The sequence below is a fragment of the uncultured Gimesia sp. genome (assembly GCF_963972345.1).
Classification (GTDB): domain Bacteria; phylum Planctomycetota; class Planctomycetia; order Planctomycetales; family Planctomycetaceae; genus Gimesia.
This window is the reverse complement of record NZ_CAXAVM010000208.1, coordinates 1-12,043: the sequence shown is the minus strand read 5'-3', so window position 1 is coordinate 12,043 and position 12,043 is coordinate 1. Positions and strand designations below refer to the sequence as shown.

The 12,043-nt window shown below is 49.4% G+C and carries 7 protein-coding genes; 3 read left to right on the top strand and 4 right to left on the bottom strand.

Annotation, left to right across the window (positions count from 1 at the left end; translation table 11 throughout):
• Nucleotides 1–41: 41 nt before the first annotated feature.
• The 4 genes from AACZ40_RS24320 to AACZ40_RS24305 form a co-directional block, all read right to left on the bottom strand.
• On the bottom strand, nucleotides 42–1,370 hold the full coding sequence (locus tag AACZ40_RS24320; protein WP_291173123.1) for a hypothetical protein: 1,329 nt from the start codon (nucleotides 1,368–1,370) through the stop codon (nucleotides 42–44).
• Nucleotides 1,367–2,980, bottom strand: coding sequence for a hypothetical protein (locus AACZ40_RS24315; RefSeq protein WP_291173126.1), 1,614 nt, complete (start codon nucleotides 2,978–2,980; stop codon nucleotides 1,367–1,369). The genes AACZ40_RS24320 and AACZ40_RS24315 overlap by 4 nt, the downstream gene beginning before the upstream one ends.
• Nucleotides 2,981–3,090: 110 nt before the next feature.
• The gene (locus tag AACZ40_RS24310; RefSeq protein WP_291173128.1) at nucleotides 3,091–3,996 is read right to left on the bottom strand and encodes an ABC transporter ATP-binding protein; all 906 of its coding nucleotides are present in this window, start codon (nucleotides 3,994–3,996) and stop codon (nucleotides 3,091–3,093) included.
• A gap of 496 nt (nucleotides 3,997–4,492) precedes the next feature.
• The gene (locus AACZ40_RS24305; protein ID WP_291173130.1) at nucleotides 4,493–5,389 is read right to left on the bottom strand and encodes a DUF58 domain-containing protein; all 897 of its coding nucleotides are present in this window, start codon (nucleotides 5,387–5,389) and stop codon (nucleotides 4,493–4,495) included.
• A 565-nt stretch (nucleotides 5,390–5,954) separates the two neighbouring features.
• On the opposite strand from AACZ40_RS24305, the gene AACZ40_RS24300 reads away from it, so the two are divergent.
• From AACZ40_RS24300 to rpoD, 3 genes are all read left to right on the top strand, one after another.
• On the top strand, nucleotides 5,955–7,580 hold the full coding sequence (locus AACZ40_RS24300; protein ID WP_291173133.1) for a hypothetical protein: 1,626 nt from the start codon (nucleotides 5,955–5,957) through the stop codon (nucleotides 7,578–7,580).
• 452 nt (nucleotides 7,581–8,032) lie between these two features.
• Nucleotides 8,033–9,943: a DNA primase gene (gene dnaG, locus AACZ40_RS24295; protein WP_291173135.1), complete on the top strand. Its 1,911-nt coding sequence runs from the start codon at nucleotides 8,033–8,035 to the stop codon at nucleotides 9,941–9,943.
• A 32-nt stretch (nucleotides 9,944–9,975) separates the two neighbouring features.
• Nucleotides 9,976–11,661: an RNA polymerase sigma factor RpoD gene (gene rpoD, locus AACZ40_RS24290; RefSeq protein ID WP_291173138.1), complete on the top strand. Its 1,686-nt coding sequence runs from the start codon at nucleotides 9,976–9,978 to the stop codon at nucleotides 11,659–11,661.
• The last annotated feature ends 382 nt before the right edge of the window (nucleotides 11,662–12,043 follow it).

The window sequence follows — 12,043 nt, the reverse complement described above, 5'->3', positions numbered from 1 at the left end:
CAGCTGGCTCTTTTCGGTTTGATTAACTGACCGATTGGATTTTACTGAATTCCGTAACGACGACGCAGGTCGTTTTCGAGTTCAGGAACCCGGCCCTGTTCTTTGTTCCACAACGGTTTCAGCGGGAAGCTGGCTGGTACCTGCAGACCTTTCAGGTCATGGATGTAACGCCAGAGGATGACGGCCTGCAGACCTTCTTCAATAGCCAGGTCTTCTGATAACAGGCTGGGATACTTGTTGAGGACGGTCGCATACAAGGCCATTCCTTCTTCCAGTTTGGCTTTGGCTTCATCAAATTTACCGCTGCGGAAAAGTTGCTCGCCGTCATAGATATCTTTGTGAGCTTTGATCGTCGTTTCTTCGGACTCGGAAAGAGCGCGGGTTCGCCAGAACCGATAATTGGAAGTATCCTGGTAGCGATTCGTCCAGTGACGTACATCTTCTTCCGTAATCGATTCATCACGAGCCGCCAGGGCTTTGATATCGGCGTCTGTCCATTCCAGTACGATCGGTCCTTTAGGAGTGATGAACTCTTCGCGGCCGTAAATCTCGGTCCATTCATCAAAGCCCCGTTTCCAGGCATCAGTACGCTGTTTGCCGAAGGTACCTTCACGCTGCATGGCGTTGGCATAGTCGAACTGGGCGTGCCAGGGAGAACCACGGAACAGCATCCGCATCTGCAGATGTTGTTTGTGTTTGAGCTCTTTATCGTTGGCGATCAGGAAATGTTCTTTGGCCACCTGGTAGTTATCGAGGCGATCGGGATTGATTTCCGGGTCTGGACCCCCTTCGTAGCGTTCGGTATCAGGGTCGACTTTATAGAAGCGGCGGAACTGGCGCCATTCATCAGAGCGTCCTACTTTCTGGCCATGCAGGTTACCGACTTTCCAGTCCAGTTCAGGATATCGCTCATTACGCGTGACCCCTTCATTGAGGAACTTGATGCCTTCCTTGACCCAGAAGTAGCGGTCTTCGACGGCATCCCATTCTGCAGATACGTTGTACGCCAGGTTCCAGCCCTGGAAGTCCCAGACTTTCATGTAGTGAGGCTGCAGCAGAATGATGGAATCGACGGTTGAGCGGAGTTTCGCCCAGTCCTTCTTCTTCTGGTATTCGTTGGCATCGATCCAGAGCAGGTTCGTGGCGATCCCGCGCAGTCCCAGCAGGACGAAGTTCATGGAGGCACTTGAGGGATCAACGTCACCCAGTGTGCTTTCCCCCAGTTCATGTTTGACACGTAACTGGGCCAGCTGACCACCAGAACCTTCTTCACCCGTGGAAGGCATACCCAGCCAGATCACCGGGATCAGCAGGATAATGATGGCAATAACGTATGCCAGTTTACGATGTTTGGAAGAGAGGTTGTTCATTTCGCCTCCAATTCGCGAAGCTTCAAGCTATAGAATGAAACAATTAAACAAGGAAGAATATAAGCCGCGGTCGTCGCGATCCCCGGCAGCAGTGCTGCACTCCAGGAGACATCAAAACCTTTAATCACATATTCACGCATATTGGAAAAGATGCCAAAGTTGGGGATCACCTGCTGGCAGAGCCAGAGGAAGTTGATAATACCAGCATCGACCGTTTCGATTATTACTTTTACGGGACCAGCGGGTAATTCTGTTTGAGAATTCATGTGAGTGATCAGTCGATACCAGGCTTCAATCGCGCCGGCGGCTTCCATTTTGCCGCTCAGAATCTCATTCATATACTCTTTCGACATGAATCCGACCATGACCACAGTCAGCGTGGTGAGGATGGCGACAGGGCCTTTCACAAAACAGCTGATGGTGACGCCCAGCATGATGACCAGCACCATCGGCATCCAGATACCCAGTACCGCTTTTGAATACCCGACCACAAAGGCACGGTCCGGAGTTCGCACAAAGAGGTCGGGACGGGCCATGCCCAGTAACTGTCCCGCTTCGAGACACTGGACCTCGACGGTTAAATTGCCGTCTTTATCAACCAGGTCATCGAAGATATCGAGTTCGACTCCCTCGCCGCCCTCGGCATCATCGTCTTTGATTTTTCGATTCACTTCCAGAACGTTTTCCGAGTATTCCTTGTTGACCAGGGGCCTGGTCGGCACACGCAGGTTTTTGTCTTCATTCACAAAGATGAACTGGTAGAGGATCCCGCCCTTTTCCATGTTTCCTTTATGGGTGCGGAAGGCTTCGAATGACGACTGCAGAACCAGCTTGTCATCGATGGCATCACCGGGATCGATCCCTTCGAATGTGTAAATTGCCCGGGCTTTGGTGGCACCTTCGATGTAACTGCGGTACATCCAGACGTCCCCGACATTAATCCCGGCTGTCGTGGGGGCGCCTTCACGGTCGGTGAAAGCGATTTTACCGTACACGGGAACTTTGGAAACCAGTTGATACTGTGCGGATTCCGGGACCTGTCGATTGATCCAGATATAGCCGACGGTGCCCATCACCAGCAGAATGACACTGCCCAGCAGGGTGAACCCCAGCATCCGGCCCATGACAATCTCAATTCGATAAGTGGGCTTCGTGACAACGGTATGAATGGTTCTCAGGCGGATGTCTTCAGGCAGTGACCAGCAGGCCAGCAGCAGCATGATCGGTATCACGAGCCAGCTGATGGCTTTTAAAACGAAGTCGATATAGGACTGTATCTGCAGGTCGGGTCTGTCAGCGGCCCCCGAGAGGAACCAGCCGGCAAACATGAACAGGACGGCGAAAATGATGAAGACAAACAGAATTTTCTGTCGCAGCGACTCGCGAATCGTAAGTACGCTCAGCGACCAGATGCGGCGACAGGAGAGGTGGAAGATCTGGACGAAAAAGTCGCCGATTGCCATGAAGACATCGGTAATTCCTTTCGTACCACGGGTAATCACCCCCACAATCAGGCAGACAATCAACGCGAGCAGCATGGCGCTTCCGAATACACTGAGGAAATGTATGAAAGCACTAAACGTGTCATAAGGAATCGGATCAAAAGACATAATGATTTACTTCTGTGAATAACATCTCAGCGGAAATGATGTCTGCCGATTTCTGCAGCAGAGCCAGAGTCAATGATCGTGAGCAGCATCATGCACAATCTGCAGTCAGCTTACTCTGCCGTTTTATTCTTTTCCGTCTCGGGAACGAAGCGTTGCCCGGGTCGCTCTTTACTCTCCTGGACCGTTTTCAGGAACAGAGATTCCAGAGTCGCCGTGGGATGATCGACCGTATCGACTGTACCATTATGTTTCGCGACAACCTGTTTAATTTCATTGATGGCTTCATCACTCAGTTTCGAAGTCAGGATCTGTGTTTCTTCCTGTTCTTTGAGCAGGTCATCCACGCGTCCCATCACTTTGAGTTCACCGCCGTATAGAATCGCAATGCGATCGCAGACATCTTGAACGTCTGCCAGCAGGTGGCTGCACATCAGCACGGTTTTACCCTGCTCCTTGAGTTCGACAATCATGCGTTTCATGTCGTCGGTTCCCAGCGGGTCGAGACCACTGGTCGGTTCATCCAGCATGACCAGGTCGGGATTGTTGATCAGCGCCTGGGCCAGACCGATTCGGCGGGTCATCCCCTTGGAATACTCTTTGAGCTGGCGGCGTTTGGCGTGACCTAAGCCGACTTTTTCGATCAGCTCGGCTGATCGCTCGCGGCGTTCCTTGGCGGACATCTTGAACAATCGTCCGTAGAAATCGAGCGTTTCTTCCGCATTCAGGAAACGGTACAGATAGGATTCTTCAGGCAGATAGCCGATGCGTTCGTTTTTTTCCACGTTCGAGGCTGGCTGGCCGAGAACTTTAATATCCCCTTCCGAGGGGAACAGCAGGCCGAGAAGCAGTTTCAGCGTGGTCGTTTTACCGGAGCCGTTCGGGCCCAGCAGACCAAAGATCTCTCCCTTTTTTACTTCCAGGCTTAATGAATTGAGTGCGCGAACTTTTTTGCGGCCCCAGAAATCACGATAGATCTTTGTCAGATTGCTAATCTGAATCACTGACTCATTGTCCATTGGCGGTTCTTAGCTCCACTGTTGTAGTTAGTTTATAAGCAGTATAAGAACGGTTTCTCAGTCCTAAAAAAGAACCAACAAATACTAACGCTAGAAAATCTGCGAGTTTAGTACGATTTGTTTCAGTGCTCTGTTGGTAAAAATTTCAACTTCCTGACAAGGAAATGAAAAAACAGAGCAGGCAGCAGATCACTGCAAGGCCAGCATCCATGACAGGGGCCAGAAGCTCAGGAATCCATTCGAAAACAATGATCCAAAGTGAATAACACTCTAAAATTGCAGAGCAGCACTTGCAAGCTATTAGAGTGGCATACTGGGTTAAGATTTCAAGAACGTGGTCACTGCAACCTGTATACAACTACGAATCCGTATAACTTAACCCCGACGAGTGGGGAGTCGGTTACATTTGACAAGGCTTTGTGTTCATGCGGATAGATTCCGGAACGACTTCGGGCGGCACCGGGTTCTGCAGGTCGAGGGGATTCTGTAATGCTTCTCAGAAACGGGCTTTGCGCTGTGAGAGATATTCGATCAATGCTTTGTCAAAAGGCATACTGGTATCGAGGGGAACATAATCCACGCCCATCGCGAGCAGTTTTTCCCTGTAAGTTCCTCGGAGTTCACTCACTGCTTCCAGGTAGTCGGCTTTCATGCCTTCTGCATCCAGAACCAGGGAGTCGCCCCCTTCAGGCTCTTTCAGGTCGACCATTCCTTCAAAGGGAAAGTAGACTTCCGCTTCATCAAGAATATGAAACAGGATGACATCATGACCTGCATATCTCAAACGCTGCAGACTGTCGAGTACACTTTTCTGGTCTGTGAGCAGATCTGAGAAAATCATTAACAGGCTGCGATGTTTGACCATCGAGGCGATCTGCTGGATATTCTGCCCGATCTCGGTCGTCCCGCTGGGGTGCGAATTCGCCAGCATCGCCAGTATATTACCCAGCTGCCCGCGCTTGCTGCGGGCCGGGAGGAAGTTTTTAATCCGATCTCCGAAGGTAATCAGTCCCACCGGGTCCTGTTGATGAATCATCATGTAGGCCAGGGATGCGGCCAGGCAGATACCGTAATCAAATTTGGAAAGCTTCTGGCGATACGTGTAGGCCATGCTTTCAGAGAGATCGAGGATCAGGTATCCGGTGAGATTGGTTTCGGCCTGGTATTTCTTGATGTAGAACCGGTCTGTTTTGGCATAGACCTGCCAGTCGATATCGCGCGGGTCATCTCCCTGCGAATAGCGGCGATGTTCGCTGAATTCGACGCTGAATCCATGATAGGGGCTGGCATGCAGACCGCTCAGAAAGCCTTCGACGATGAATTTGGCCCGCAGATCCAGCCGCGCCACCGTCTGAATGACTTCCGGTTTAAGATATTGTTCCACATTGGGCATGAGGGCTTAATTTCTGTCGAGATAGGGGACTTATAGATAACGTTTCGCTGATGTATAATGTCTGCTGACAGGATCCGATGTGATCAGGATCTCGTTTCGAATAATCAGGTTACAGGGTTTAATGAAGCCAGGTATGTGTACCCTTGAGCATTCCTGTGGGATTGATTATTCTATAATAGCAATTCAGATTCCTCTAAACCGAATCTTCATCTTGATTTCGAAAGGGAATAAACTAGGTTTATGATAACCGTTCTTCAGATTTGAGCGACTCTTTTTTCTGAGTAAAGGGTAGTCTGAGGTCTGAGAGATTATAATATTACTAAAAGTGGAAAACATTACTGCAATCAGCCTGTCGCTTTGTTAATCTGGATGAAGCGCAACTTTTTTTGCCAGATGTTCCAGTTTACCAAAATATCTTATTATCTTACTGCTGACCTGCATTGTGCTTCTGACATTTCTTAATCTTTGCGAATCCTGATCATAATTCATTTGCAGAAGCACTAAACATTTTATCTGTTTTCTAATTTCACTTTCACGTCATTATCTATCCAAACAGGGATTTATTATGTCAAATGGCATAACTCCGGATGAACAGAATAAAAATCCTTCGGAAATACCGTGTCCGCTGTGTAACGAAATGGTTCGTACGGGACTTGTCCGCTGCTGGAATTGCGGTTCCTTCATGCGGGAAGACATTGCCGAAGCCTATCGGAAAATGCAGGAGAATCCGGCACCGATGATCTTCAGTCCGCTACCTGAAGAAACCGACCAGTCGGAAGAGCAGGAATCCCGCAGTTCCACAGCCACGATGACTGATTATTCAGATCGGGACGACGACGATTTTGAGCTGGATCAGAGCATCGACGTGACTGAATATCAAGCCAGTGACGATGATTTCCAGATGGATGGCGATACGGATTCCCCGGAAGAAGAGGAACAGACCACGATTCCCCTGGCACGGGAAGAATCGCAGGTAGAAGCCAGTCAAAAGACAGAAGCGGAAACAGAATCCGAGGCACCCGCACCGAGTGACAAAGCCAAAAAGGTCGCCGATGCCCCGGCGGAAGATCATTCCGTGGCAACCGGGGGTGACGTTTTGTTTAACGTTGCCATCGAAGAGGAAAAAGAAGAGAAGAAACGGCGCAAAGGGGGACGTCGTCGACGCCGCAAGGCGGGAAATATTGAAGGCGGCATCGTCGTATATTGTCCGAATGGGCATCGTATTCGAGTTCGCGAAGAATATCGGGGTGCGGCTGGAAAATGTCCTGCCTGTAATGTGATGTATCTGGTGCCCCAGGGCGCTCCCAAAGAGGAAGATGCAGAGCAGACAGCGACTGCAGACGCACAGGCAGGAACAGAAGGTGTTGAAGGCTTCAACGCCGGGGCTTACACACATTGGCTCAAAGGGATCAAACTGCATGCGATTGACCCTACCAAGCTGAAATTAAAACCAAACAGTCTGGAAAAGACGTTTACTCAGGTCGATCTGGCGATTTCTCCTGAAAAGATGCTCGTACTGGTTCTGGCCAAAGGTGGGCTTCTCGGCGGAGGTTCCAAAGACAAACTGGAGAAAGCCAGAGCAGAAATTGCTGCACACCTGCGCGAAGAAAAAGACGAAGGCGAAATTCCGGCAGCCAGCGTGCAAATCGTCCCGGCTGAGAAGATTCCCAAATTACGCGTTGTGTTTCCCACGATGTACGATCATGAATCGGTGTTCGCAGGAGTCCCTGTGTTCGGAAAAGGTCGGATTGCGATTGCCCTGCCCAAACAGGAAGATTCCAAGGAAAATCAGTACCTGACATTCTCACTCAGCGAATATCGCAAACTGGTGGAAGCACTGTCGGAATTCTATGGCATCGATCAACTGGGACAGGATTCAGGAGTCCCGCTGACAGATCAGATGCAACAGGTAACCTGCCACTACAGTGAGGAATCGTTTGAGGTTCTGGATAACGAAAACCTGGAATTTTACGAGGCTGATCCTGAAATCGAACTGACGCTGGCGGGCAGACAATGCCAGGCATGTCAGTTGATCGTCAGTGAAGATTCCCGTAAAAAAGAGCGAATCGGGGGCAAGGCCGGTAAAGCGATTGCTAAAACCAAGTGCCCGAAATGCAATGAAAAATTCGGCAATATCTCGCTCTTTCAACTCGTGAAAAACGAAGCTCCCCAGGAAGCAGCTGCCGAATAATGCTCAGAAGCAGCGGGTTCTCCCGCGCGGAAATTTTCTGTTGCTGCGCTGACGACAGGAATTCTTTGAGGCCATGATTGCAGACTGCGATGGGGCAGCTATAATAGGACTAATTCATATAAACCAACTGTCTAGTCCTGTCTGCCCCCTCGAGAAAGCCGACTCCGACTATACCGTTTAAGCAACTGGCAGAAGCCTGGTTTGCTTTATGGTTTTACAGGCACCTGTATGGTTAGGTGTTCTTGTAACATTATATAAATTTTGAGCTTAAGCAACGATCAGAGTCGGGAATCGTGAATGGGATTTTCTTGACCGGCCCGATCTATGGGGTAGAATTGAGTACGCAAAGCTGAGCAGGGAAGCCCTCTTGTGACATGTGTGTATGTTCACTTTTCACTGATAGAAGAAAAGTGACTTCTGGGGCCGCTATTTGAACTGTTCAGGAGAAACTGGTGTCGCCAGGATTTGATCAAAATTTCAAAGAACTGGTCCGCCAGAGAACAAGCCTGGTCGAGTTGGTTTCCGAGTCAGTCCAGCTGACTCCCAATGGCCGCGATTTCAAATGCATCTGCCCGTTTCATAATGATCATAATCCCTCGCTGTTTGTTTACCCCGATCGTGAGACCTGGCGCTGCTGGGTCTGTAATACCGGGGGAGACTGTTATGAGTGGGTTCAGAAATACGACGATGTCGATTTTTTTGAAGCATTGAAGATTCTGGCCGAACGAGCCCATCTGGAAATGCCCCGTTTCTCAGGACAGTCAAACGCTGCCTCCCGCTCGAATGTTGTGGAAAAGACGACCTTGTTCGATGTGATGAAATGGGCCGAAGAGCAGTTTCATGACTGTCTGATGAATACCCGCGAAGGGGAGATGGCCCGTCGTTATCTGATGGAAGACCGGGGCTACACAGAAGAAACGATTCAGCAGTTTCGACTCGGCTTTCACCCCAACGACTGGCAATGGCTGGTGAATCGATCCCGGTCCTTTTATCCAGAGAGCCTGCTGGCAGAAGCTCGGTTGATCTTTAAAAAGGAAGGTCAGTCACGCTATTCCGATTATTTCGTCAATCGGGTCATGTTTCCGGTTCGCGACGAACGGAAACGGGTTGTTGCGTTTGGGGGACGGATCCTGCCCGGCTCTGCGTCCGACGGGATTGCCAAATACTTTAACAGTCCTGAAAGCATTATTTTCACTAAAAGTAAGCTGTTGTTTGGGTTGGACGAATCGCGCCAGACCATTCGTGAAACAGAAACGGTCGTTGTCGTCGAAGGGTATACTGATTGCATTACAGCACATCAGTTTGGCGTGACGAACGTGGTCGCGACATTAGGAACTGCTTTGACGGAAACGCATGTTTCTTATCTCAAACGTCTGGCGCGAAAAGTCGTATTAGTTTTTGATGGTGATAATGCGGGCCAACAGGCTGCCGAGCGATCTTTAATCAAATTCATCGCTCAGGAAGTGGATTTACGAATTTTAACACTGCCTGCAGGGAAAGATCCTGCGGAATTTTTAGAAGAACAGGGAGCCGAGCAGTTGAAGCAGTTGATCGCGCATGCTCCGGAAGCCTGGAATTTCAAGCTGAATGTCTGTCTCCAGAAATTTGGACTGGAGTCAATTGACGGCCAGCACCGAATTTTAGAAGAGATGCTGGAGTTACTGGCGTCAAGCCCCAACTTAACCGGCAAAATTCGTGAAGACATCATATTAAGAAAGTTGGCAGATCGACTGGGTTTACACGAATCAGTTGTCCGAAAACGACTGAGTGAAGTCAAACAAAAAACAAACCCGGGTCTGAAAACGAATCACTCCTCCAGCGAATCTAACTCGACTCCGAGACCGACTGACACTTCCGGATACACCCAGGAAGCAGATAATTCAACGAAAGACAATCAACTTGAGAGCGAACTTCTTGAAATCATTTTTGTGTACCCCGAATGTGTCACTCGTATTCTGCAGCATATCTCCCCTGCCAACCTGAAAAATCCCCAGCTTCGATTTCTTTATCAGTTAAGCATCGATTTGACTGAAGAGGGGATTGTACCGGATGTCAATCGCATCCTGGATCGCATTGATGATCCGGATCTGAAGCAGCTGGTTGTCAAAATTGACGCCCATGCCCGTGAGAAAGCAGTTCACGCCAAGCTGCTTGATGATCCGGCACCACTTGAGGGAATTCCCCATTTTTTAAAGCATTCCATCAAGAATCTCAAATGGCGGGATGAACAGAAACACCACGAAAAAAACAAAGGGCTGCTGTTCCAGAAGGCCCAGAACCAGAGTTTGAGTTCTGATGCAAAAGAACTGTTACGTCAAGCATCTGAATTTCATCAAAAACGAAACATTAAAAAAATTCACTAGAGAATCTAACCAGACTGATTGGGAGAAGCAACGTGCACCGACTCGACGCCCGATTGAATGAACTAATTGAAAATGGCAAAAAACAGGGCTACCTGACTTACGATCAGGTGAGTGCCTATCTGCCTGATGAAGCGCTGAATCCCGAGAAGCTGGATAATCTCCTGCTGACGATTGAGGAGATTGAGTTAGACATCATACCCGATCAGATCATCACGATCTTACAGCCGGAAAAGGCCAAAGGCCGCTCCCGCTCCTCAGATGATCTTTCCCGGCGGATCGATGATCCCGTGCGGATGTACCTGACGCAGATGGGGGAAATTCCTCTACTGACACGGGATGAAGAAATTCGTCTGGCGAAGAAAATTGAAATCACCCGTCGTCGCTTCCGTCGTGAATTATTAAGCAGCGACTATGCGATGCGTCAGGCGATTGAAATCCTCGACAAGGTACATAAAGGCGAACTTCCCTTTGACCGGACCATCAAGGTTTCCGTCACAGAAGGTCTCGAGAAGAACCAGATTCTCGGGCGGATGCCTCACAACCTTAAGACGCTCGAATACCTGAGCAGTAAAAACGCCGCCGATTTCCATCAGTTCGTCAATCCGGAGTTGAGCAAAAGCGAACGCACGGAAGCTTATGCGGCACTGCAGAAACGTCGTCGCAAAATGGCGACCCTGATCGAAGAGTTGAGCTTGCGGACTCAGCGTCTGCAGATTGGCATGAAACGCCTGGAGCAGATTTCCCACCGCATGACGGAACTGGAAGATTCAATTCGCGATATGGGCGATATGCGAATCAAAAATTCCAAGGATGACCGCGCGAACCTCGAGCGGGAACTGCAGGACCTGGTCGCGATGACCATGGAGACTCCGGAAACACTGCGGGAACGCATTAAAGCCGTCAAGCAGCGTTACCTGGATTATGAAACGGCAATGCGTGAACTTTCCGGCGGTAACCTGCGACTCGTCGTTTCGATCGCCAAGAAATATCGCAATCGTGGCTTAAGCTTCCTCGATCTGATTCAGGAAGGTAATACCGGCCTGATGCGTGCAGTCGACAAGTATGAATATCGACGGGGCTATAAGTTTTCGACCTATGCTACCTGGTGGATTCGTCAGGCTATTACCCGTGCGATTGCCGACCAGGCTCGTACGATTCGAATTCCCGTGCATATGATCGAGACCATGTCGAAGTTGCGAAAGGTCAGTAAACAGTTACTGCAGGAAAAAGGTCGGGAACCCACTCTGGAAGAAACAGCAGAAGTCGCCGGCATCAGCCTGGAAGAGACGCGACGTGTGCTTAAAATTTCGCGACATCCCATCAGCCTGGATCGACCTGTAGGTGAGAGCGAAGACAGCTACTTCGGTGATTTCATTGAAGACTCTGATTCGGACAGCCCGGTGAATACGGCCAGCCAGGAAATGCTCAAGGACAAAATTGACCATGTTCTGAAAACACTGACTTACCGTGAACGCGAAATCATTAAACTTCGATTCGGCCTGGGAGATGGTTACACCTACACTCTCGAAGAAGTCGGTCGGATATTCAAAGTGACCCGTGAGCGTGTGCGTCAGATCGAAGCCAAGGCGGTCAGAAAACTACAGCATCCTGTCCGCAGTAAACAGCTGCAGGGTTTCATAGAAGGCCTGGTTCCGGAATGGGGTCAGGGGGAAACCGAAGAAGAGACGGCGGATGCCACAGCATCTGCCAGCATTTGAAATTCAAACGCCGATCAGTTCTGATCGGCGTTTTTTTTGATCAGAACGGGACGGAAGTCCCGTTTTCCCGGGAGACCTGAGAAGATCAATCAGTTTTACAGCGTATGTCTGGCTATTTAGTACAAAAATCTTTATAACAAGATAAAAGCACTGAGGCGCTACCTTAATTGCCTCAAAATTGAGCGTTTCTGGAGTTCTTTAACATGTCGACGACTGCTGCCAGTTTGAAAGCTTTACATCATTTGTATCTGAGATTGCATGATGTGAATCAGAAATTAGAACAGGGGCCCAAGCGAATTAAACTGAAGGAACAGTTCGCATTACTGCAGGAAGACAAGCTCAAAGCGGTGCAGGACCAGGTGATTCAATTGAAGAAGCAGGT